Origin of the sequence: Stenotrophomonas sp. FSL W7-1447 (assembly GCF_037966425.1) — a bacterium.
In the GTDB taxonomy this organism is placed as follows: domain Bacteria; phylum Pseudomonadota; class Gammaproteobacteria; order Xanthomonadales; family Xanthomonadaceae; genus Stenotrophomonas; species Stenotrophomonas pavanii.
In genome coordinates this window covers 1048829-1069724 of record NZ_CP150199.1, presented here as the reverse complement: position 1 = coordinate 1069724, position 20896 = coordinate 1048829, and the positions used below count along the sequence as shown (strand labels likewise).

18 protein-coding genes, 9 tRNA genes and 1 other RNA gene are annotated in these 20896 nt (G+C 65.3%); 6 read left to right on the top strand and 22 right to left on the bottom strand.

Features of this window, described 5'->3' with window-relative positions; genetic code table 11:
- Window positions 1-345 precede the first annotated feature (345 nt).
- On the bottom strand, window positions 346-663 hold the full coding sequence (sugE, locus tag NSQ78_RS04985) for a quaternary ammonium compound efflux SMR transporter SugE (protein WP_049466375.1): 318 nt from the start codon (window positions 661-663) through the stop codon (window positions 346-348).
- A gap of 300 nt (window positions 664-963) precedes the next feature.
- Here sugE and ffs point away from each other — a divergent pair.
- Window positions 964-1060, top strand: an RNA gene (ffs, locus tag NSQ78_RS04980) — signal recognition particle sRNA small type.
- A gap of 281 nt (window positions 1061-1341) precedes the next feature.
- On the opposite strand, the gene NSQ78_RS04975 is transcribed toward ffs, so the two are convergent.
- Together NSQ78_RS04975 and NSQ78_RS04970 are read right to left on the bottom strand one after the other, a co-directional pair.
- Window positions 1342-2109 carry an MBL fold metallo-hydrolase gene (locus NSQ78_RS04975; protein ID WP_064237749.1) on the bottom strand — a complete coding sequence of 256 codons (768 nt, stop codon included), beginning with the start codon at window positions 2107-2109 and terminating at the stop codon, window positions 1342-1344.
- A complete protein-coding gene (locus NSQ78_RS04970; RefSeq protein WP_032958195.1) occupies window positions 2109-2858 on the bottom strand; it encodes a 3-deoxy-D-manno-octulosonic acid kinase in 750 nt (249 codons plus the stop codon). The genes NSQ78_RS04975 and NSQ78_RS04970 overlap by 1 nt, the downstream gene beginning before the upstream one ends.
- Before the next feature lie 20 nt (window positions 2859-2878).
- On the opposite strand from NSQ78_RS04970, the gene NSQ78_RS04965 reads away from it, so the two are divergent.
- Window positions 2879-3925: a glycosyltransferase family 9 protein gene (locus NSQ78_RS04965; RefSeq protein ID WP_064237748.1), complete on the top strand. Its 1047-nt coding sequence runs from the start codon at window positions 2879-2881 to the stop codon at window positions 3923-3925.
- Window positions 3926-3943: 18 nt separating this feature from the next.
- On the opposite strand, the gene NSQ78_RS04960 is transcribed toward NSQ78_RS04965, so the two are convergent.
- Window positions 3944-4348 (bottom strand): DUF6165 family protein, encoded by a 405-nt coding sequence (locus tag NSQ78_RS04960; protein WP_049466382.1) that lies wholly within the window; start codon window positions 4346-4348, stop codon window positions 3944-3946.
- Between the two features lie 246 nt (window positions 4349-4594).
- Window positions 4595-4685: transfer RNA gene (locus NSQ78_RS04955), tRNA-Ser, on the bottom strand.
- A 164-nt stretch (window positions 4686-4849) separates the two neighbouring features.
- Here NSQ78_RS04955 and NSQ78_RS04950 point away from each other — a divergent pair.
- Window positions 4850-5554 (top strand): PP2C family serine/threonine-protein phosphatase, encoded by a 705-nt coding sequence (locus NSQ78_RS04950; RefSeq protein ID WP_053506497.1) that lies wholly within the window; start codon window positions 4850-4852, stop codon window positions 5552-5554.
- A 114-nt stretch (window positions 5555-5668) separates the two neighbouring features.
- On the opposite strand, the gene dnaQ is transcribed toward NSQ78_RS04950, so the two are convergent.
- Genes dnaQ through NSQ78_RS04935 form a run of 3 tightly spaced genes read right to left on the bottom strand, consistent with a single transcriptional unit; the run spans window position 5669 to window position 7514 of the window.
- Window positions 5669-6400: a DNA polymerase III subunit epsilon gene (gene dnaQ, locus NSQ78_RS04945; protein WP_049466387.1), complete on the bottom strand. Its 732-nt coding sequence runs from the start codon at window positions 6398-6400 to the stop codon at window positions 5669-5671.
- A gap of 4 nt (window positions 6401-6404) precedes the next feature.
- Window positions 6405-6857, bottom strand: a complete 453-nt coding sequence (gene rnhA / locus NSQ78_RS04940; protein ID WP_005408275.1) for a ribonuclease HI — start codon at window positions 6855-6857, stop codon at window positions 6405-6407.
- Between the two features lie 12 nt (window positions 6858-6869).
- The gene (locus NSQ78_RS04935) at window positions 6870-7514 is read right to left on the bottom strand and encodes a methyltransferase domain-containing protein (protein ID WP_064237747.1); all 645 of its coding nucleotides are present in this window, start codon (window positions 7512-7514) and stop codon (window positions 6870-6872) included.
- An 11-nt stretch (window positions 7515-7525) separates the two neighbouring features.
- Here NSQ78_RS04935 and gloB point away from each other — a divergent pair, with 11 nt between their 5' ends.
- Both gloB and NSQ78_RS04925 read left to right on the top strand, forming a co-directional pair.
- Window positions 7526-8290, top strand: a complete 765-nt coding sequence (gene gloB, locus NSQ78_RS04930) for a hydroxyacylglutathione hydrolase (RefSeq protein WP_049466393.1) — start codon at window positions 7526-7528, stop codon at window positions 8288-8290.
- A complete protein-coding gene (locus NSQ78_RS04925) occupies window positions 8287-9489 on the top strand; it encodes a lytic transglycosylase domain-containing protein (protein WP_064237746.1) in 1203 nt (400 codons plus the stop codon). The genes gloB and NSQ78_RS04925 overlap by 4 nt, the downstream gene beginning before the upstream one ends.
- A gap of 180 nt (window positions 9490-9669) precedes the next feature.
- Here NSQ78_RS04925 and NSQ78_RS04920 read toward each other — a convergent pair whose 3' ends face one another.
- The 11 genes from NSQ78_RS04920 to tig all read right to left on the bottom strand — a co-directional run bounded on the left by NSQ78_RS04920 (window position 9670) and on the right by tig (window position 18997).
- Window positions 9670-11625, bottom strand: a complete 1956-nt coding sequence (locus tag NSQ78_RS04920; protein ID WP_064237745.1) for a peptidyl-prolyl cis-trans isomerase — start codon at window positions 11623-11625, stop codon at window positions 9670-9672.
- 182 nt (window positions 11626-11807) lie between these two features.
- Window positions 11808-11884, bottom strand: a tRNA-Asp gene (locus NSQ78_RS04915).
- A gap of 106 nt (window positions 11885-11990) precedes the next feature.
- A tRNA-Asp gene (locus NSQ78_RS04910) sits at window positions 11991-12067 on the bottom strand.
- 87 nt (window positions 12068-12154) lie between these two features.
- Window positions 12155-12231, bottom strand: a tRNA-Asp gene (locus NSQ78_RS04905).
- A gap of 83 nt (window positions 12232-12314) precedes the next feature.
- Window positions 12315-12391 (bottom strand) — tRNA-Asp (locus tag NSQ78_RS04900).
- A 26-nt stretch (window positions 12392-12417) separates the two neighbouring features.
- A tRNA-Val gene (locus NSQ78_RS04895) sits at window positions 12418-12492 on the bottom strand.
- 11 nt (window positions 12493-12503) lie between these two features.
- Window positions 12504-12776: an HU family DNA-binding protein gene (locus NSQ78_RS04890; RefSeq protein ID WP_005408270.1), complete on the bottom strand. Its 273-nt coding sequence runs from the start codon at window positions 12774-12776 to the stop codon at window positions 12504-12506.
- Between the two features lie 218 nt (window positions 12777-12994).
- Window positions 12995-15442 carry an endopeptidase La gene (gene lon / locus NSQ78_RS04885; RefSeq protein WP_049466057.1) on the bottom strand — a complete coding sequence of 816 codons (2448 nt, stop codon included), beginning with the start codon at window positions 15440-15442 and terminating at the stop codon, window positions 12995-12997.
- 142 nt (window positions 15443-15584) lie between these two features.
- Window positions 15585-16874: an ATP-dependent Clp protease ATP-binding subunit ClpX gene (gene clpX, locus NSQ78_RS04880; RefSeq protein WP_049466059.1), complete on the bottom strand. Its 1290-nt coding sequence runs from the start codon at window positions 16872-16874 to the stop codon at window positions 15585-15587.
- 126 nt (window positions 16875-17000) lie between these two features.
- On the bottom strand, window positions 17001-17627 hold the full coding sequence (gene clpP / locus NSQ78_RS04875; protein ID WP_019659528.1) for an ATP-dependent Clp endopeptidase proteolytic subunit ClpP: 627 nt from the start codon (window positions 17625-17627) through the stop codon (window positions 17001-17003).
- Between the two features lie 74 nt (window positions 17628-17701).
- Window positions 17702-18997: a trigger factor gene (tig, locus tag NSQ78_RS04870; RefSeq protein ID WP_032961818.1), complete on the bottom strand. Its 1296-nt coding sequence runs from the start codon at window positions 18995-18997 to the stop codon at window positions 17702-17704.
- Window positions 18998-19399: 402 nt separating this feature from the next.
- On the opposite strand from tig, the gene NSQ78_RS04865 reads away from it, so the two are divergent.
- A tRNA-Leu gene (locus NSQ78_RS04865) sits at window positions 19400-19483 on the top strand.
- A 40-nt stretch (window positions 19484-19523) separates the two neighbouring features.
- Here NSQ78_RS04865 and NSQ78_RS04860 read toward each other — a convergent pair.
- The 3 genes from NSQ78_RS04860 to NSQ78_RS04850 form a co-directional block, all read right to left on the bottom strand.
- Window positions 19524-19904, bottom strand: coding sequence for a hypothetical protein (locus NSQ78_RS04860; RefSeq protein WP_064237744.1), 381 nt, complete (start codon window positions 19902-19904; stop codon window positions 19524-19526).
- 433 nt (window positions 19905-20337) lie between these two features.
- Window positions 20338-20413, bottom strand: a tRNA-Lys gene (locus NSQ78_RS04855).
- A gap of 198 nt (window positions 20414-20611) precedes the next feature.
- Window positions 20612-20687: transfer RNA gene (locus NSQ78_RS04850), tRNA-Lys, on the bottom strand.
- Window positions 20688-20896 lie beyond the last annotated feature (209 nt).

Below are 20896 nucleotides of genomic sequence, written 5' to 3'. Positions count from 1 at the left end.
GAAAAGACCGGATGGCACAGCTGGCAGGTTTTTTGGAGACAATGCGGCCCACCCCGGCTCCCCGAACGGGAACAAGGCCTGAAGGCATTAACTCCTGAAAATCTTCACATCTTCACGCGATCGCACCCGGGGACAGGTGCGCCAGCGCGTCCGTCAAGGCGAAAACTCCCCGGTTTCGCCCGACGAATGGCGGCACTGTGCGACCGACGGTGCCAGCGGCATGTGAATCACGCGCGCTATTTTTATGACGTGCGTCAAATAATAGGGGCGAACAAAATGGTTTTGCCGAAAATGCATATTGCTGCATGTGGCGGAGAATCCATTCCCCGCCATGAGTAAATAAATTCAGCTACTGGAGAGTTTCATCAGCACCAGGCCGGAAACGATCAGCACCGCCGCACCGATGCGCATCGGGCTGACCTGCTCGCCCAGGAACACAATGCCCACCACGAACGCACCGACCGCGCCGATGCCGGTCCAGATCGTGTAGGCGGTGCCCAGCGGCAGGCTGCGCATGGCCACCGCCAGCAGCCAGAAGCTGGCGACCATGCCGATGATCGTGACCACGGTGGGGGTGAGCCGGGTGAAGCCTTCGGACTGCTTCATGGATACGGCCCAGACGATTTCCAGCAGGCCGGCAAACAACAGATAGATCCAGGCCATGACGGCCCTCCTCTTGGTAGGGCCAGGCCGTCCTGGTCATTGGTTCCCGATGTGGGGGAGGTCGTTCCTCCTGGCCGGCATTCTAGCAACGGGGGTCGGTGCCGGCCGCTGCCGGCGGCGACGGGTTACAGCCGATTCAGTGCGTGAAGCTGGCATCGACGCACCCGCCTGCGCTAGAATGAGCGCCTGCCATCGGCCAGCCGATGTGCAGTCCGGCTGTGGTCTCCGGCGCATCGCGCGCTGCTTCCCCTGTTCCGTGAACTGGCCGCCTCCCGGGCGGCCAACGTCTCTATGGTGGCCCCGTCGGCCCCTCGCGACGCTAGGTCGAAAACCCCGCCAGGGCCGGAAGGCAGCAACGGTATCGATCGACGCGGGCGCCGAGGTCAGCCGGCGGGGCCATCGCCTTTTCTGCACTGGGGTCAGATCCCTTTGCATGGCAAGGGGCTCTGGCCCCGGCGTCGCATTCTTTGCCCGGCATGGCCCCGCGCCAATCTGGCTCGGGCGTGCCTGGTGGAACACCCGGCGCCACAGCGAACTGCGCAGCACCCCGTGCTGCAGCGGCGCATCGAAGTGACAGCAGCTGCGATAGCGCACCTGGGCCAGCCCCTCGGCCAACAGTGCGCTCCAGCGCCTCCAGTCCAGCGGCCAGCACCGTATCGGCGGGCTGGCCGCTCCTGCTCAGGGCGGATCCTGCGCCAGTACGTGCGGCGCGGTCGGGCTCGCCAGCGGCACGCACTGCCCCGGCTGCGCGACGCGGTGCCCGCGCGCGGCCAGCGCCTGGCCATCGGCCGCGCTGGCGTAGTGGTACAGCATCATCCGTGCCTGCAGGTCGGCGCTGTACTCACGCTCCAGGTCGTCCACGCCGGTGTGCGACGGATTGCCGTGCAGGCCGCAGTCGTGGGCGATCAGTTCGTTGTCGCTGGCGAAGCGGGCCAGCATCTCCGGAATCGGCCGGGTGTCGCCGCTCCAGGTCAGCGCGCCCTGCAGGCGCAGGCCGTAGGCGGTCTCCGGCCAGTGGTGGCGCACCGGGAACACCTCCAGGCGCACCCCCTCATGCCAGAACGCCTCACCCACCACGACCAGCTGGAAGGCATCCCAGAAGTTCGCACCGCCTTCGGCCAGCACGTTCGGGTAATCACCGATGCGCTTGTGCAGCAGCGGCACCACCGTGGCGGGTACGTACAGCCGCACCTTGCCGCGCCGGTGCGCATTGAAGAAGGTGTCCACGAACAGGCGCTCGAAGCCGGCCACGTGGTCCAGGTGCACGTGGGTGACGAACAGCGCCTGCGGCATCTGCCCGTAGTGCGCCTTGAACGCGGTCAGTCCTTCGCCGCCGCAATCGATGGTCAGCCACGGGCGACCATCGCGCTCGATCACCGACATCGGCGACCCCAGCTCGACCGCCGACGCATTGCCGACGCCGAGGAATCGCAACGACCAGTCCATCAGGTGCCCCGGTTCCAGGCCATGTCATAGGCGCGGCGCAGCCGCGCGTAGTCCTTCTGCACGTCTTCCACGCTGCGCTCGCCGCGCAGCTTGATCAGCGAGCGCAGCAGGCGCTTGAGGTTGCGCTCGCGCCAGGCGGTGGCCGGGATGCGGATCACCCCGCGATCAAAGTCGATCAGCCAGCCATGGCCACTGCCATCGAACAGGATGTTGTGCGCGTTGAGGTCGGCATGGTCCAGGCCGGCACGGTGGAAGCGGGCGATCAGCCGCCCGGTTTCCTCCCAGGGGGCGCCGCGGCCGGCGACCAGTGCGCGGTCGGCCAGCGAGCGCACGCCCTCGATCCGCTCCATCAGGATCGCCGCCCGGTAGCGCAGGCCCTCGCGCATGTAGAACGCGGCGATCGGCCGTGGCACCGGCAGCTTCTTCTCGCGCAGCGCGCGCATCAGGCGGAATTCGGCGAAGCTGCGGGTCCGGTCCGAGCCGCGCCAGAGATACTGGTCGTGGCTGATACGGGCGGCCATCCCGCCGCGCAGGTAGTGGCGCAGCACGCTGGCCCCGAACGGCGCATCGACGAACCAGGCGCTGCCGCGGCCGCCCTCGCCCACCGGCCGGGCCCTGCTGCCCCAGTGCTGAGGCGAGAACAGGCCGATCTCGGCTTGCCGCAGCCGCTCGCGGTCGAACAGAATGGCCCCGATGCCGCGACCCTCGCGGCATGGCGTCAGCGCTTCATTGGCGTCGAATGCGACCATTTCATTGAGTCTAACAACACATGGCATCAGCGTCCTCCTCCTTGTGCCTCCTGCGCCTGTCCGCACTGGGCGACGTCACCCACGTGGTGCCCCTGGTGCGCACCCTGCAGGCTGCGCGCCCGGACACGCCGATCCACTGGATCATCGACAAGGTCGGCCACAAGCTGCTCGACGGCCTGCCCGGCGTCACCTTCCATGCCTACGACAAGCAGAGCGGCATGGCCGGGGTCAAGGAACTGCGCAGGCAACTGCCGCCGGGGCGCTTCGAAGCGCTGCTGCAGATGCAGGTCGCGTTCCGCGCCAACATGCTGTCGGCCTTCATTCCGGCCGAGCGCCGCATCGGCTACGACCGCAGCCGTTCGAAGGACCTGCATGGGCTCTTCATCAACGAGCGCATCCCCGACCGCCCCGGCATCCATGTGCTGGATGCCATCGGCAGCTTCTGCGAACCGCTGGGCCTGCGCCAGACCGAGGTCAGCTGGGACCTGGCCGTGCCGCCGTCCGCCTTCGAGTGGGCCGCCGCGCAGTGGCATGACGATGGCCGCCCGGTACTGATGATCTCGCCCTGCTCCAGCCACGTGCGCCGCAACTGGTACGCCGACCGCTACGCCGCCGTGGCCAACCACGCCGTGCAGCGCGGCTGGCAGGTGGTGCTGTGCGGTGGCCGCAGCGAGCTGGAACGCAGCATGGCCGACGCCATCCAGGCCCAGCTGCAGACGCCGGCACTGGATCTGGTCGGCAAGGACACGCTCAAGCAGCTGCCCGCGCTGCTGGCCCGCGCCAACCTGGTGATGACGCCCGACTCCGGCCCGATGCACATCGCCAATGCGATGGGCACCAAGGTGCTGGGCCTGCATGCAGCCAGCAACCCGAACCGTAGTGGCCCGTACTCGGACCGTCGCTACTGCGTGGACCGCTACGACGATGCGGCACGCAAGTACCTGGCCAAGCAGGCCGCCGATCTGAAGTGGGGCACCAAGATCGAGTTCGACGATGTGATGGAACTGATCACCGTGGAAGACGGCATCGCCGCCTTCGAACGCTACGTCGCCGACCACCTGGGGTGAGCGGCGAGCGGCGCGGGATTACGCGCGCTGCGCGTAATCCTGGTAGGACTTCTCTTCCACGTACGCCGAACCCAGCGCTAGGTTGATCGCCTTCTTGATGCGCGCGCGTTCGTCGTTGCGCAGGTAGACGCTGCGCGCCAGGTCGATGAAGCCCTGGTCGAACGCCTGCGCCTTCTCCTTCAGGCGGATGTCGTCCTCGATGTCCCACAGCTGTTCGTTCACGGCCTTCAACTCGGCACGCAGCTTGGCGATGTCCTTCACCGCCGCCGGGTGTGCCATCCAGGTCTTCTCCAGCGCCGACAGCTCCCTGCGCACATTGGCCAGCTTGCCCTCGTCGCTGATGCGCTCGGACTTGATCTGCAGGATCGAGATCTTGTCCAGCAGCTCGCCGAAGGAAACGGGAACGAGGATTTCAGCGGTCATGGGGAAAGGCTCCAGCAGGTGATGCAGGCAGTTTAACCCGCAGCTCGCAATGAAACGGGTAGATCCACGCCATGCGTGGATGGTCCAGCTCGGCAGGAACAGCATCCACGCATGGCGTGGATCTACTGATCCATCGGGGCGGGGAGAGGCAGGCAAAGGGAGGGGCCCACGCGTTGCGCAACGCGCGTCGCGTCCCGCGCCAGATAAAGAAAAAGGGCTGCCTTTCGGCAGCCCTTTTTCTTTATCTGGCGGAGAGGGGGGGATTCGAACCCCCGAGGCGCTATAAACGCCTGCCTGATTTCGAGTCAGGTACATTCAACCACTCTGCCACCTCTCCGGGTGGTCCCCGGCGGACCGGGGACGCGCATCATACGAGGAAGTGAGCCCGACGACAAGTCATTCCGGCCCACGAAGTGAAAAATACCTGAGTACATGCCTTGCCGGATGGCGGAAGCCCCCCGATGATGCCTGTCTCCCCCGGCAATACCCGCCCTGCACACCATGATCGAATTCGGACACCTCACCCATCCCGGCCTGCGCCGCGAGCTCAACGAGGACACCTACTACGGTGACAGCGAGCTGGCCCTGTGGCTGGTGGCCGACGGCATGGGCGGGCACGCCTGCGGCGAGGTGGCCAGCGCGCTCGCGCGCGAAACCATCGTGCGCGAGATCCGCCGTGGCGCGCCGTTGGCCCAGGCCATCCGTACCGCCGACGAAGAGATCATCCGTGCCTCGCGGCGGCGCAACGACACCCTGCCGATGGGCACCACGGTGGTCGCGGCGCGCGTGCAGGGCAATCGCTACGAAGTGGCCTGGGTCGGCGACAGCCGCGCCTATCTGTGGCGCGACGGCCAGCTGGCGCAGCTCAGCCAGGACCACAGCGTGGTGCAGGAACTGGTCGCGCAGGGCAACCTGACCGCCGAACAGGCGCGCGCGCATCCGCATCGCAACGTGGTCACCCAGGCACTGGGCGTGACCGACCCGGCACACCTGAACGTGGCAACCACCAGCGGTGAGCTGCGCCCGGGCATGCAGCTGCTGCTGTGCAGTGATGGCCTGACCGAGGAAGTGGACGACCGCAGCATCGCCCGCACCCTGGCGTTCGAGGACGCCAGCGCGCAGGAATGCGTGGACACGCTGGTCGCCGCCGCGCTCGACGGTGGTGGCCGCGACAACATCAGCGTGATCCTGGTGCGCTGCCACTAAGCGGTAGATCCACGCCATGCGTGGAGGCGGTAGTGCCGGCCGCTGGCCGGCTCACCGGGAAAACGTGTTTCACGCAGATGCCGGCCAGCGGCCGGCACTACCTCATTGCAGGCATTACGCGCTGACGGGTTCTTCCACCTTCGGGCCATCCCACAGTGCGTGACCGGCCTTCTTGCGCAGCCGCTCCAGGCGTGCGGCATGCGCTTCCAGCTCCGACGGCGTGGCCACCACGCGCGGGCGCGGCAGCAGCTTGCTGGTGTCGAACGCGTGCAGCGCCGCACCGGCGCTCCCGCCCTCCTCGTCGCCCAGACCGAAGCCGATCTCTTCCTGGCCGGAGGTCAGCGCGATGTAGACATCGCCGAGGATCTGCGCATCAAGCAGGCCGCCATGCAGGGCGCGGTGCGAGTTGTCCACGCCCAGCCGCTTGCACAGCGCGTCGAGCGAATTGCGCTGGCCCGGGAAGCGCTCGCGCGCCATCACCAGGGTATCGATCACCGTGCAGCGGTCGGTGATCTTTCCGTACTGTGGGCCCAGCAGCGACAGTTCGTTGTCGAGGAAGCCCAGGTCGAACGCCGCGTTGTGGATGATCAGCTCGGCGCCATCGATGAACGCCAGGAACTCATCGGCGATCTGCGCGAAGTCCGGCTTGTCCTCCAGGAACTCCAGCGTCAGCCCGGTGACTTCCTGCGCGCCCTGCTCGAACTCGCAGTCCGGCTTGATGTACTGGTGGTAGTTGTTGCCGGTCGGGCGGCGCTTGAACAGCTCCACGCAGCCGATTTCGACGATGCGGTTGCCCTTCTTCCATTCCAGGCCGGTGGTTTCGGTATCAAGGATGATCTGACGCATGGGCTCAGTTTACCGGGCTGGCGTCGCGGATCTGGATGGCCGCGTTGCGCGCCAGGGTGTCCACCCGCTCGTTGTCCGGGTCGCCGGAGTGCCCCTTCACCCAGCGCCAGTCGATCTGGTGCCGCAGCGTGGCCGCATGCAGGCGCTCCCACAGTTCGCGGTTCTTCACCGGGTCACCGCCGGCAGTCTTCCAGTTCTTGCGGATCCAGCCGGGCATCCACTGGGTCAGGCCCTGCCGCACGTACTGCGAATCGGTGTAGAGCACGATGTTGCACGGCTCGGTCAGCGTCTCCAGCCCGGAAATGGCCGCCATCAGCTCCATCCGGTTGTTGGTGGTATGCGCTTCGCCGCCGCTCAGTTCGCGCTCATGGCCCTTGTAGCGCAGCAGGGCGGCCCAGCCGCCGGGGCCAGGATTGCCAAGGCAGGAACCGTCGGTGTGGATTTCGATGGTTTTCAATACAACTCCAGATCAGGTGACAACGGTGCCGTGCCAGCGCACCGGCAGCGGTTTCGGCCCGGGCAGGGCCAGCGTGCGTTTTTCGGCATGGAACAGGCAGGCCGCGCGCAGCGGCGCCCAACCGCCCGGCCGGCGGCTGCCGGCGCCGCGCCAGAGCGGGCCGAGGAAACGCATGTCGTCGCACTCCAGGCCGTGGCGGCCAAGCAGCAGGCGGATCCGCTGCGGCGTGCGTACCACCAGCCCATGCTGGCGCCAGTGCGTGCGGTAGAGGCTGAACGGGTTGAGGCTGCTCAGCCACAGGTGGCCGCCCGGCATCAGCACGCGCTCGCACTCGTCCAGCAGCTGGTCGGCATCGCCGGTGGTGACATGCTGCAACACGACCGCATTGACGCTTTCATTGGCCAGCGGCAGCGGCAGTGCGCAGCGGGTATCGCCGGCATACCCCGGCCCCTGCCGGAACAGGCGCAGGCCACGCCCGCCCAGCTGTGCATCGTCCAGCCAGCCTGCACTGGGCGCGATCCACAGCCACGGCTGCACCGGCAGCGCCGACAGCTGCGGTAGCAGCAGCTGCCGCTCCAGCACGCGCAGGGACGCCGCCGGTTCACTGTCGAACCACGGGGCCTGGCTCGCTTGACGGGTGCTCTGCAGCGCGGGCATGGTCCAATTCTATGCGACTGACTGCCCTGCCCGCATTTGCGGACAACTACATCTGGACGTTGATCGACGACGATGGCGCCGCCGTGGTCGTCGATCCCGGCGATGCCGCGCCGGTACTCGCGCTGGCCGATCAGGGCCTGCGCGTGGACACGATCCTGCTTACCCACCACCACGACGACCACATCGGTGGCGTGCCCGCACTGCGGGCGCGTTTTCCCGGCGCACGGGTCATCGCACCGGTCGACGAGCGCATCCCGGCGGCGACCGAGCGGGTCGGCGAAGGTGAACGCGTTCAGGCAATGGGCCAAACATTCCACGTACTATCCGTGCCCGGGCATACCCGCAGCCACATCGCGTTTCACACCGCTGAACATCTTTTCAGCGGAGATTCGTTGTTCAGCCTGGGCTGTGGACGCCTGTTCGAAGGTACGCCGTCCCAGCTTCTGGCATCGATGCGCAAGCTGGGTACCTTGCCCGCGCAGCTGCTGTTGTGTTGCGCCCACGAGTACACCGTGTCAAATGCCGTCTTCGCGCGGCATGTCGACCCCGCCAACGCTGCCCTGTGGCAGCGCCAAGAGGAGGCTTTGGCCATGCGCCGCGATGACCGTTCCACCCTGCCGGTAACCCTGGCCAGCGAATTCGAATGCAATCCGTTCCTGCGTGTGCACACGGCGCCGATCCGCGCGTCGGTGTCGGCACACCTGGGCCGCGACGTCGTTGACGACGTCGACGTCATGGCCGGTCTCCGGCATTGGAAAGACGGCTTCCGCGCATGATGCGCCGAAGTCTGCCGCTGGCCCTGGGCCTGGTCCTGGGGCTGGCCGGATCCGCTGGCGCGCAGTCGCTGGGCGCCGGCATCAGCCAGAACCTGACCGCCGCTGCGGCCCTCCCGCTGGATCCGGCCGCGCTGCCGGCCGCGTCGGTGCGCAACGGCCAGGAGATCTTCTCCAGCTTCCGCGATGGCCTGGCCGAGCCTACCTGCGACGCCGAGGCCACCAGCCCGCGCTGGCAGAAGCAGTTTGCCCACGCGCCCTCGCGACTGGCCAACCAGGATGACGATGCGCTGGTGCTGTTCGGTTACGTGGTCGAGGAACTGCGCAAGGCCAACCTGCCCACCGAATTCGCACTGATCCCGTTCGTGGAAAGCGGCTACCGGCCCAACGCCCGCAACGGCAGCGGCCCCACCGGCCTGTGGCAGTTCATCGCCACCACCGCGCGCAACCACCGCGTACCGATGGCCAATGGCTACGACGGCCGCCTGTCGGCGGTCGATTCCACCCAGGCCGCAGTGCGTTACCTGAAGACCCTGCATGGCATGTTCGGCGGCGACTGGCGCCTGGCCACCATGGCCTACAACGCCGGCGAGTACCGCGTGCTGCAGTCGCTGCGCAAAGCCGGCATGAATGCACAGAATGCCAAGCCGTCGGCCCTGCCCGGCCTGTCGCCGGTCACCTATGCCTACGTCGAGAAGCTGCACGCCCTGGCCTGCGTGCTGGAAGACGTGGAAGACCAGCCGGGCGTGATGGCCTCGCTGGACCGCACCGTGCCGGTGCTGAAGGACCACACCCTGCCCGCCGGCACCAGCATCCAGCAGTGGGCCGCACAGCGCGCCCTGGACCCGGCCAGGATCGCCCGCCTGAACCCTGCCCTGGCGGGCGGCGGCCGCGCCTCGTCGGGCACCACCCGCGTGCTGGCGCCGGTCTCGGCTGCCAATGTGGCCGTCGCAGACGCCGCCACCGTGCAGGTGGCCAGTGCCGCACCGGTGGCCACCACCACGCCAGCGCCGCAGGTCGCCAAGACCGTCGCCGCGATCGCCGATCGTCCGCGCAGCCGTCGCCACACCGTGCGTGACGGCGAATCGGCCTGGACCATCGCCCGCCGCTACGGCATGCCGGTCAAGGCCCTGCTGTCACTGAACGGCCTGAGCGGCAGCAGCGTGCTGAAGCCGGGCGCGGTGCTGCGCGTCGAGGATTGACGCGCAGGCCAAGCGCCTCCCGTGTAGAGCCGAGCCCATGCTCGGCTTTTTTCTTGCCTGCGACTTGTCGCGGTTCATGGCCCGCCGGGCATGGGCTTGGCGCTACAGTTCAATTCCAGCAGCGCTCCAACAAAAAAGGCCCGGCATTGCCGGGCCTTTTCATACCTGCAGCCGATGGGCTTACAGGTTCGCTTCGGTGGTCTGGACCACGAACTTCTTGCGCATCGCCTCGATGTAGGCCTTGGCCGCGGCCATGCCGTCGATCTGGCTCAGCTGTTCCTTCAGCTGCTTCTGCTGCTCTGCGGTCACTTCCTTGATGTCGCCCGGATTGACCTTGTTCACCGCAAACAGCAGCGCGTGGCCGTTCACGTCGACCTTGCCATAGCTCGGCTTGCCCTCGGCCGGCACCGGCGCGCTGAAGATCGCGCGGTTGATTTCCGGGGTCGGCACCGGCTGGCTGCGCGGCAGGCCCGGCATCGGGCTCAGCTGCAGCTTCTCGCTGGCGGCCAGCGACTGCAGGGTGGCACCGGCCTTCAGCTTGGCCAGGATGGCGTCGGCAGCCTTGTCGCTGGCCTGGCGCTGGCGATCGGCGCGGATCGCAGCAATCACCTGCTCACGGGCCTTGTCCAGCGGCAGGGCCTGTTCCGGCGTGTGCGCAGCCACACGGATGACCACGCTGTGGTTGGTCGCGCCGCCCAGGGCGATCGGGTCACTGGCGGTACCGTCCTGCACCAGCACGTCGGAGAAGGCGGCACGCAGCACGGCTGGATCGGCGGCGATGCCACTGGCGGTCGCGCGGGTGATCGGGCCCAGCGTCTGCAACGGCAGGTTCACTTCCTTGGCCGCCGCAGCCAGGTCGCTCGGGCTCTTGTTGATGGCATCGACCAGGCGACCGGCCAGCTCGTTGAAGCCGCGCTCACCGTCGGCCTTGAGCTGTTCGGCGGCCAGCGTGTCACGCACTTCCTCGAACGACTTGCCCTGGCCACCGCGCACAGCAGCCACCTTGATGATGTGGTAACCGAACTCGGTCTTGACCGGGCCAATCACGTCACCGGCCTTGGCCGCAAACAGCGCGTCCTCGAACGGCTTGACCATCGCACCACGCTCGACCCAGCCCAGATCACCGCCCTGGTCCTTGGAGCCCGGATCTTCCGAATTGGCCTTGGCCAGCGCGCCGAAATCGGTACCGGCCGCCTTCGCTTCGGCAGCGATCTTGTTCGCCTTGGCCTCTGCACCGTCACCGGTGATCAGGATGTGCGAAGCCTGGCGCTGCTCCGGCGAGGTGAACTTGGCCTTTTCCTCTTCATAGCGCTTGCGCAGGGTGGCTTCATCGGCCGGGGTCGGTGCCGGCAGGTTCGCGCCGTTGATCTCGACGTACTCCAGCGACACGCTCTCGGCCTGGCGGAAGTCCTTGCCGTGGCTGTCGTACCACTGCTTGATCTGCGCGTCGGTGACCGGCGCGGTATCGGCCGGCACCGGCGGCAGCGCAGCCAGCTCGACGTCGCGGGTCTCGCCCAGCAGCTTCAGCAGGCGCTCGGTCTCGGCCTGGGTGACGAAGCCGGAGCTCTGCAGGCCCGACGGGATCACCGACTGCTGCAGGCTCTCACGCACCAGTTCCTGGAACTGGGTCGGCGTACGCGGCGGATTGCCGCCAGCCAGGGCCAGGCGATAGTTGTTCTCGTTGAACTTGCCGTTCGAATCGAGGAACGCCGGCATGGTCGCGATGTACTCGCGCACGGCGCCGTCGCCGATCACCACGCCCGCCTGTTCACCGACCAGGCGCACGACCTGCTCGTCGATCAGCTGATCGAGCACGGCCATCTTGTTTTCGGTGCTCTCGAACGCCCGCGGGTCGAAGTTGTCGCCCTGCTGCTGGCGCTCACGCATGCGCTCCTGCTCGAAACGCGTGCGGAAATCCTGCGAGCTGATCTCATGGTGCTGCCACAGCATGCGCACCGGCCACCACGACGGTGCCGAACGCCACCAGGTCGGCGGCGCGGATACCCTGGCCACGTTCTGTGCGCCAACGCCACCGAGGTAGCTGTTGTCGATCACGAACAGGAACGGAATCATCAGCAGCCCCAGGATCACGGTGACGATCCAGCCTGAGGTCTTGTCGCGGAGTTTCTGCAGCATGGTGAGGAATCACAAGGCCTGATTGGCGAGCCCGGCAGTGTAACCCGCTTCGCCGCAGGGACCAAAAGCAACCCCGGCGCGGCCCGCGCCCGCCTCCGCAGGCGTGCGTGACCCGCGCACTGGCAATGTCCGCGCATGACGCAAAGAAAAAGCCCCCGGCTTGCGCCGAGGGCTTTTGAAGTTGGCGGAGCGGACGGGACTCGAACCCGCGACCTCCGGCGTGACAGGCCAGCATTCTAACCAGCTGAACTACCGCTCCGCGCTGAAACTTTGCAGGCGCCCAGTATATCCGAAGATTCCCTGCAAACCCAGCCCGATGAACACTTTTTTCAAAGTTTTTTCACAGGGACTTAAGAAGTCTGCAATGGCGGAGCGGACGGGACTCGAACCCGCGACCTCCGGCGTGACAGGCCAGCATTCTAACCAGCTGAACTACCGCTCCGTTCTTGCAAAAACCCTTTCGTCTTCTTCCCGGACCTGCCGGTGAGAAGACAAGGCCCCCAGCTTTCGGCCGGGGGCCTCGATGTAATGGCGGAGCGGACGGGACTCGAACCCGCGACCTCCGGCGTGACAGGCCAGCATTCTAACCAGCTGAACTACCGCTCCGCGTTGTTACCTTTCTTGCTTTCAGCCGGCCTGGACCGGGGAGAAAACAAAGCCTCCAGCTTTTGGCCGGAGGCCTCGTTGAATGGCGGAGCGGACGGGACTCGAACCCGCGACCTCCGGCGTGACAGGCCAGCATTCTAACCAGCTGAACTACCGCTCCACACTCAAACTTTTACCGCGGTGCTGTGGTGGGTGCTGAGGGTTTCGAACCCCCGACCCTCTCCGTGTAAAGGAGACGCTCTACCGCTGAGCTAAGCACCCCAGCGAGCCGCTTAGTTTACAGCATCCTTCAGGGCCTTACCAGCCTTGAACGACGGATTCTTCGAAGCAGCGATCTTGATGGTGTCGCCGGTCTTCGGGTTGCGGCCGGTGCGGGCAGCACGGTCGCGGACCTGGAAGGTACCGAAGCCAACCAGGGTGACCGCATCGCCGTCCTTCAGCGCCTTGGTGATGGCAGCAACGACGGCATCGACAGCGCGGCTGGACTCTGCCTTGGTCAGGTCGGCAGCTTCAGCAACGGCATCGATCAATTCGGTCTTGTTCATTCTCTACAACTCCTTTGGCGGTGGGTTCCGCGGATTCGACAGGGAAGCAACCGCATGCCATCTGCATGCGGCCGCCATGTGGAAACGGTTCGCCGAATTCAGCGATCACCAGACTGCGATCACTCATTCGCGAGTGCTGCTTTTATACCAGTGGCCCTACCCCCACGCAAGCTGAAAGCCAGCAACGACGCGGGTTTCCGGCTATCGGACAGCGCGCGTCAATGCTTGACGCGCGCGTTTCCACTCGGTTTGGCCTTGCTGCGCACCGTGACGCGCTGCGCACTCTTGCGCGCCTTCTTCGGTGCCAACGGACGCTCCAGCGCCAGGTCCAGGACTTCTTCGATGTACTTCACCGGCACGATCTTCAGATCGCGGGTGACGTTGGCGGGGATGTCGGCCAGGTCCTTGCGGTTCTCCTCGGGAATGATGACCGTGCGGATTCCGCCACGCAGTGCAGCCAGCAGCTTCTCCTTCAGTCCACCGATGGCCGTGACGCGGCCACGCAGGGTGATCTCGCCGGTCATCGCCACGTCGGCACGCACCGGCACCTTGGTCAGCATCGAAACCAGCGAGGTGACCATCGCCGCGCCGGCGCTCGGGCCGTCCTTCGGCGTAGCGCCATCGGGCACGTGCAGGTGCACGTCGTGCTTCTGCAGGAAGTCGCTGTCGATGCCAAAGCCCACGGCGCGCGAACGCACCACCGACAGCGCGGCCGACGCCGATTCCTTCATAACGTTGCCGAGCTGGCCGGTCAGGATCAGCTGGCCCTTGCCCGGCACCAGCGTGGATTCGATCTGCAGCAGGTCGCCACCGACTTCGGTCCAGGCCAAGCCGGTGACCAGGCCGATCTCGTTCTCCTCCTCGGCACGGCCGAAGTCGAAGCGACGCACGCCCAGGTACTTGTCCAGGTTCTTGCTGGACACGCTCACCAGCGCCTTCTTCTTCGCGCCCTTCTTCGCCTTCGCAGGCTGCGGCCCGGCCAGCGCGATCTCCTTCACCACCTTGCGGCAGATCTTGGCGATCTCGCGTTCCAGGTTGCGCACGCCCGACTCGCGCGTGTAGTAGCGCACGATGTCCTGGATGGCGTCACTGCCGATCTCCAGCTCTTCCGGCTGCAGGCCGTTGGCCTTGACCTGCTTGGGCACCAGGTAACGGGTGGCGATGTTGAGCTTCTCATCCTCGGTGTAGCCGGGGATGCGGATCACTTCCATGCGGTCCAGCAGCGGGCCGGGAATGTTGAGCGAGTTCGAGGTGGCCACGAACATCACTTCGGACAGGTCCAGGTCCACTTCCAGATAGTGGTCGTTGAACGCGTTGTTCTGCTCGGGGTCGAGCACTTCCAGCAGCGCCGAGGACGGATCGCCGCGGAAGTCCATCGACATCTTGTCGATCTCGTCGAGTACGAACAGCGGGTTCTTGCTGCCGACCTTGTTGAGGTTCTGCACGATGCGACCCGGCATCGAACCGACGTAGGTACGACGGTGGCCACGGATCTCGGCCTCATCACGCACGCCGCCCAGCGACATGCGCACGAACTTGCGGTTGGTGGCCTTGGCGATGGACTGGCCCAGCGACGTCTTGCCCACGCCCGGCGGCCCGACCAGGCACAGGATCGGGCCCTTCATCTGCTTCACGCGCGACTGAACCGCCAGGTATTCAAGGATGCGCTCCTTGACCTTCTCCAGGCCGTAGTGATCGGCATCGAGGGTGTCCTGCGCCACCTTCAGGTCCTTGCGCACCTTGCTGCGCTTCTTCCACGGCACGCCCAGCAACCACTCCAGGTAGTTACGCACGACCGCCGCTTCAGCCGACATCGGCGACATCTGCTTGAGCTTGTTCAGCTCGTTGCGCGCCTTGGCCTCAACGGCCTTCGGCATGCCGGCCTCGGCGATCTTGCGCGCCAGCTCTTCCAGCTCGCCAGGCGCATCGTCCAGGTCACCCAGTTCCTTCTGGATGGCCTTCATCTGTTCATTGAGGTAGTACTCGCGCTGGCTCTTCTCCATCTGCGACTTCACGCGGCCGCGGATGCGCTTCTCCATCTGCTGCACGTCGATCTCGCCGTCGACCAGGCCCACCAGCATCTCCAGGCGGTCACCCACGGCCAGCGTTTCCAGCAGGCGCTGCTTGTCGGCCAGGCGCACGCTGATGTGCGCGGCGATGGTGTCGGCCAGGCGCGCCGGCTCGTCGATGCCCGACAGCGTCTGCAGCAGTTCCGGCGGCAGCTTGCGGTTGGTCTTCACGTACTGCTCGAACAGCGACATCAGCGAGCGGGCGATCGCCTCGACCTCACGCGCTTCGCGCTCGTCGGTGGCGTCGATCTCCACTGCCTGCCCGTGCAGCGAGCCATTGCGCTCGTCGACGTGGGTGACCTGCACGCGCGACAGGCCTTCGACCAGCACCTTGATGGTGCCGTCGGGCAGCTTCAGCAGCTGCAGCACCTGCGCCAGCGTACCGACCTGGTAGAGGTCGGCCGCATGCGGGTCGTCGGTTTCGGCAGACTTCTGCGCCAGCAGCAGGATGCGCTTGTCCGCTTCCATTGCCTGCTCAAGCGCGTGCATGGACTTGTCACGGCCGACGAACAGCGGGATGACCATGTGCGGGAACACCACTACGTCGCGCAGCGGCAGGACCGGCAGGTCGAGGGTTTCACTTGGGGAACGGGCCATGGGGGCTCCAGGGAAGGGGAAAACCGCCTCCGGGAGGGCATCTTCCGGAGACAAAAAAAGCCGATGGCCCCGTTATGGGGCCATCGGCTTTCAGATGCAAGGCATTCCTTGAAAATCCTTTCCAATCAACAACCTGGAAGGATCACTCGGCGCCTGCGGCCTTCTGTTCAGGGGCCGCCGGGGTCTGGTAGATCAGGTACGGCTCGGACTTGTGCTCGATCACCGATTCGTCCACCACCACCTTGCTGACGTTTTCCTGCGACGGCAGGTCGTACATGGTGTCCAGCAGGACCGATTCGACGATGGTGCGCAGGCCACGGGCACCGGTCTTGCGCTTGAGCGCCTTGCGGGCAATGGCCGACAGCGCGTCCGGGCGGAACTCCAGCTCGACGTTCTCCATCTCGAACAGCTTCTTGAACTGCTTGGTGATGGCGTTCTTCGGCTCGGTCAGGATCTTGATCAGGGCCGGCTCATCCAGCTCCTCCAGGGTCGCCACCACCGGCAGGCGGCCGACGAACTCGGGGATCAGCCCGAACTTGATCAGGTCTTCCGGCTCGACTTCGGCCAGCACCTTGCCCACTTCCTGCTTGCGCTCGCTGCTCTTGACCTTGGCACCGAAGCCGATGCTGCCGATGTCGGTGGAACGGGCCTGGATCACCTTGTCCAGCCCGGCGAACGCGCCACCGCAGATGAACAGGATGTTCTTGGTGTCCACCTGCAGGAATTCCTGCTGCGGGTGCTTGCGGCCACCCTGCGGCGGCACGCTGGCCACGGTGCCTTCGATCAGCTTCAGCAGGGCCTGCTGCACGCCTTCGCCGGATACATCGCGGGTGATCGACGGGTTCTCGCTCTTGCGCGAGATCTTGTCGATTTCATCGATGTAGACGATGCCCTGCTGCGCCTTCTCGACATCGTAGTCGCACTTCTGCAGCAGCTTCTGGATGATGTTCTCCACGTCCTCGCCCACGTAACCGGCTTCGGTCAGCGTGGTGGCGTCGGCCATGGTGAACGGCACGTTGAGCAGGCGGGCCAGGGTTTCGGCCAGCAGCGTCTTGCCCGAACCGGTCGGGCCGACCAGCAGGATGTTCGACTTCGCCAGTTCGACGTCGTCGTTCTTCTGCCGGCTCTCGATGCGCTTGTAGTGGTTGTAGACGGCCACGGCCAGGGTGCGCTTGGCACGGTTCTGGCCGATCACGTACTGGTCGAGGACCTCGAGGATCTCGCGCGGCTTGGGCAGCGAACTGCGCGCCGACTGCGCCTTTTCCTCAAGTTCCTCACGGATGATGTCGTTGCACAGCTCCACGCACTCATCGCAGATGAATACGCTCGGACCCGCAATCAGCTTGCGCACTTCATGCTGGCTCTTGCCGCAGAAAGAGCAGTAGAGGATCTTGCCGGTGTCCGTGGAACGACCTTGGCGGTCTTCGCTCATGCTTCGCTTACCCAGTTACCCCACCCGCTGAACGGGGGTTCGATTCGAGAATAGCACAGGGCCGAGGGGACACCAGTCCCGCCCGACCCTGCAGGAACGGAGCCTCCCTGGCCCCGTGAGGGCCGGTCAGCCGGCCTGGATCGACTCATCCGGACGACGCTCCAGGACCTGGTCGACCAGACCGTAGGCCTGCGCCTCGAAGGCGCTCTTGAAGTTGTCGCGCTCGGTGTCGCGGGCGATCGTCTCCAGCGACTGGCCGGTGTGCTTGGCCAGGATCTCGTTCAGGCGCGAACGCAGGGTCAGGATCTCACGCGCGTGGATGTCGATGTCGGTGGCCTGGCCCTGGTAGCCGCCCAGCGGCTGGTGGATCATCACCCGCGAGTTCGGCAGCGCATAGCGCTTGCCGGCTTCGCCCGCGGCCAGCAGCAGGGCGCCCATCGAGGCGGCCTGGCCGATGCAGGTGGTGCTCACATTCGGCTTGATGTACTGCATGGTGTCGTAGATCGCCATGCCGGCGGTGACCACGCCACCCGGCGAGTTGATGTAGATGTTGATGTCCTTTTCCGGGTTTTCCGATTCCAGGAACAGCAACTGCGCCACCACCACGTTGGCCATGTGATCGTCGATCGGGCCCACGAGGAAGATCAGGCGCTCCTTCAACAGGCGCGAATAGATGTCGTAGGCACGCTCGCCGCGGCTGGTCTGCTCGACCACCATCGGAACCAGGTTCAGGGCTTTGGTTCGGTTGTCCATTACGTGAGGTACCTATCTTGGGGGGCAACAACCCCGCGCCGGCAAAGGCGCGGGGCATCCGGTGATCCGCCGGCTTACTGGCGGATCGCGTCCTGGAACGACAGCTTCTCTTCGGTGTGCTGGGCACGCTCGGCGATCCAGTCGATCACCTGCTCTTCCATCACACGGTTCTGCAGGCCAGACATCAGCTGGGGGTCGTTGCGGTACATCTCAATGACCTGCTCCGGCTCTTCGTAGGTCGAGGCGATCAGACGCATCGTTTCGTTCAGGCGCTTGGCTTCCAGGCGCAGGTCGTTGATGCGGGCCACTTCACCGACCAGCAGGCCGACCAGCACGCGCTTGGCGGCAGCGTCCTTGAAGCCTTCGTGGGCATCGGCCGGGATCTCGCCGACGTTCTGGCCGTTGCGACGCAGCTGCTCGACCTGCTGGGCCAGCATGGCACGGGCTTCGTTCTCGACCAGGCGCGGCGGCATTTCCACCGACGAGTAGGCCGCGATCAGCTGCTCGCCCACTTCACGGCGCAGGCGGTTCATCAGCGCGCCCTTCAGCTCACGCTCCAGGTTGGCGCGGATGTCGCTGCGGAACTGCTCGACGTCGCCACCCTTCACGCCGAAGCTCTTGATGAAGGCTTCGTCGACCGCCGGCACGACCGGCTCGGACACTTCGGCAACCTTGACGGTGACCTGCACGGTCTTGCCGGCCAGCACCGGCACGCGCCAGTCAGCCGGGAACTCGACGTCCAGGGTCTTCTCTTCACCCTTGGCCAGGCCGACCAGGCCCTTTTCGATGGTGTCGAACATCATGCCCTGGCCCAGGACGATCGAGCCCTTCTCGGTGCCCTCGGCCGGCAGGCGCTCTTCGCCGGCCTGCGACCAGGTTTCCACCGCGACCAGGTCGCCGTCCTGTGCGCCACGGCTGACCGGGGCCCAGGTACGACGCTGGTTCTGCAGGTTCTCGATCATCTGGTCGATGTCGGCGTCGGTGATCTCGGCGGTGTGGCGCACGACGGTCAGCTTGCTGACGTCGATGTCGCCGAAGTCCGGCACCACTTCCACGGTGGCCACGAAGGAGAACTCACCCTCGTCGCCCTTGTCGATGCGCGGGCTGCCGACGACGCGCAGGTCGTGCTCGCGCACGGCCGCGTCGAAGGTCTCGCGCAGCAGGCCGTCCAGCGCCTCGCCACGGACCTGCGCGCCGAAGCGCTGCTCGATCACCTTGGCCGGCACCTTGCCCGGACGGAACCCCTTGATGCGGGTGGTACGGGCGATTTCGCCCAGGCGGCCGGCGATGTGGCTCTGCAGACGCTCTTCCGGCAGCGAGAAGCTCAGGCGGCGTTCCAGGTTGCCGGTGGATTCGATCGAAGCTTGCATGTTGACTCCTGCCACCGGTGGCCCAGGCCCCCGGCTCGATGATTGGGATGAAACGGTTGTAAGGACACGACGTCTGGGACGCGCCTGCTTGCCGCAGCCCTTTAGTTTCGCCCAATTCGGCCTGCACTGCCAGCGCGTGCCGGTCAAGGGGGCGCCGAGGGCCCGATCAGGGCGGGGACAGGCCGGCACTGGTGCGAAAGGGGGGACTCGAACCCCCACGCCTTGCGGCACTGGAACCCAACTCCAGTGCAGATTGGCCCCTAGGCCTTGCCCCACCTCAATTTTGGCCCATTCAGCGTGCCAAAAGCGACGAATTGTGCCTCCCCCTTCGGAAATACATCACTGGTTCGCTGCAATTCCTTCGCCAGATGAATTTCAGTCAGGTAGACTCCGCCTGCCCGTGCCGGTGTGGCGGAATTGGTAGACGCAAACGGTTTAGGTCCGTTCGCCTTTGGCGTGCAGGTTCGAGTCCTGTCACCGGTACCACGGGATGGCTGCTGTCGGCTAGGAGCAGATGTTCCCTCGGTCAGGCATCCCCGATGTCGAGACGTGTGCACTCGAACTCCACGAAGCCTGTGCAGGGCAATTCGTCCAGTTCCAGTACGAAGCCGAGAACCTCTACTAGCCCGGCCCCTTGATCCACGACTTGCCCGCATCCGCGATAGGCGAACCCCTCAATCCGATCAAGGCGCTCGATTGATCGCTCGGACTTCAGGCTTTCCGGCCAATCCGAAAGGTATGCAGCAGCTACGTACTCGGTCATGCCGCGCACAAGGTTCGGTACAAGCTGTCCTACCGAAAGTTCGCAGGGATAGCTGAAGGCAACGATCTCGCCGTTGCCACTGTGCAACGTGACCTCCGCTGAATCGCCGAACCGTTCGATCGCCTTTACGACGAGAGTGTCCATTGAGATCCCAAGTGCCCCAGCCCAATGTCCGCTTCGGGTCGAAAGCAGACGTTAACACTACCCCTCTGACGCGGCCAACCGCTTGATAGATCGTGTGCTGAAGCACGGCACAGGGGGTCCAATTCTGAACGCGCTGGGCGTGCCACGACGCGTGTACCCGCTTTGCGCCGCCCAGGCGACGGTAACGACTTGATCAACAAGGGACCGGAAAGGAACCTAAATCCAGGGCGTCTACCAATTCCGCCACTTTCGCGTGGCCGGCACAGGCCCACATTGTCGCAGGCAGCGTCGGCCAGCGGAAGGCCTGCACAAAGATGAACACCTGCAACTGCCGGTTTCCGGGCACCGCGTCACTGACCCCGCGCACTGCCGCGGCGCCGACGTGACGCACAGGCAAGAAAAAAGCCACTTGGCGAACCAAGTGGCTTTCGTCTGGTGGGCTGTCAAGGATTCGAACCTTGGACCTATTGATTAAGAGTCAACTGCTCTACCAACTGAGCTAACAGCCCGAAATCGGGGCGAGAATTATGGCTTGATCACAGCGGTGGGTGCAAGCACTTTTTTCAACGATGTTGAACCAAGTACCGCTGTTCCAGCACCGCGGCAGATCCACGCCCTGCGCGGGTACCGCTACGTGTGATCCCGGAAATCGAAGGGGTCACACTTATAAGAAAAAAGCCACCTGGCGTGCCAGGTGGCTTCTGTCTTGGTGGGCCGTCAAGGATTCGAACCTTGGACCTATTGATTAAGAGTCAACTGCTCTACCAACTGAGCTAACGGCCCGTGAAACTCAGACGCACATTGTAACGTGCATTCTGTTTATTGCAATACCGCTCCGGCTGCGCCGATACGGTTGAAACAGTGGGGTGGCTGAGGGGATTCGAACCCCCGACCACCGGAATCACAATCTGATTCCGCTGATCTAGAACCCCAGCAAGTGCAAGCACTTACGAGACGCACATCGTAACAGGTGACATCACGGGTGACAACTA

Bases quoted from the DNA above. Each gene is read 5' to 3' on its own strand.
- sugE (WP_049466375.1), bottom strand. From the start codon at position 663: ATGGCCTGGATCTATCTGTTGTTTGCCGGCCTGCTGGAAATCGTCTGG.
- NSQ78_RS04975 (WP_064237749.1), bottom strand. From the start codon at position 2,109: ATGGACTGGTCGTTGCGATTCCTCGGCGTCGGCAATGCGTCGGCGGTC.
- NSQ78_RS04970 (WP_032958195.1), bottom strand. From the start codon at position 2,858: ATGGTCGCATTCGACGCCAATGAAGCGCTGACGCCATGCCGCGAGGGT.
- NSQ78_RS04965 (WP_064237748.1), top strand. From the start codon at position 2,879: ATGGCATCAGCGTCCTCCTCCTTGTGCCTCCTGCGCCTGTCCGCACTG.
- NSQ78_RS04960 (WP_049466382.1), bottom strand. From the start codon at position 4,348: ATGACCGCTGAAATCCTCGTTCCCGTTTCCTTCGGCGAGCTGCTGGAC.
- NSQ78_RS04950 (WP_053506497.1), top strand. From the start codon at position 4,850: ATGATCGAATTCGGACACCTCACCCATCCCGGCCTGCGCCGCGAGCTC.
- dnaQ (WP_049466387.1), bottom strand. From the start codon at position 6,400: ATGCGTCAGATCATCCTTGATACCGAAACCACCGGCCTGGAATGGAAG.
- NSQ78_RS04935 (WP_064237747.1), bottom strand. From the start codon at position 7,514: ATGCCCGCGCTGCAGAGCACCCGTCAAGCGAGCCAGGCCCCGTGGTTC.
- gloB (WP_049466393.1), top strand. From the start codon at position 7,526: ATGCGACTGACTGCCCTGCCCGCATTTGCGGACAACTACATCTGGACG.
- NSQ78_RS04925 (WP_064237746.1), top strand. From the start codon at position 8,287: ATGATGCGCCGAAGTCTGCCGCTGGCCCTGGGCCTGGTCCTGGGGCTG.
- NSQ78_RS04920 (WP_064237745.1), bottom strand. From the start codon at position 11,625: ATGCTGCAGAAACTCCGCGACAAGACCTCAGGCTGGATCGTCACCGTG.
- NSQ78_RS04890 (WP_005408270.1), bottom strand. From the start codon at position 12,776: ATGAACAAGACCGAATTGATCGATGCCGTTGCTGAAGCTGCCGACCTG.
- lon (WP_049466057.1), bottom strand. From the start codon at position 15,442: ATGGCCCGTTCCCCAAGTGAAACCCTCGACCTGCCGGTCCTGCCGCTG.
- clpX (WP_049466059.1), bottom strand. From the start codon at position 16,874: ATGAGCGAAGACCGCCAAGGTCGTTCCACGGACACCGGCAAGATCCTC.
- clpP (WP_019659528.1), bottom strand. From the start codon at position 17,627: ATGGACAACCGAACCAAAGCCCTGAACCTGGTTCCGATGGTGGTCGAG.
- tig (WP_032961818.1), bottom strand. From the start codon at position 18,997: ATGCAAGCTTCGATCGAATCCACCGGCAACCTGGAACGCCGCCTGAGC.
- NSQ78_RS04860 (WP_064237744.1), bottom strand. From the start codon at position 19,904: ATGGACACTCTCGTCGTAAAGGCGATCGAACGGTTCGGCGATTCAGCG.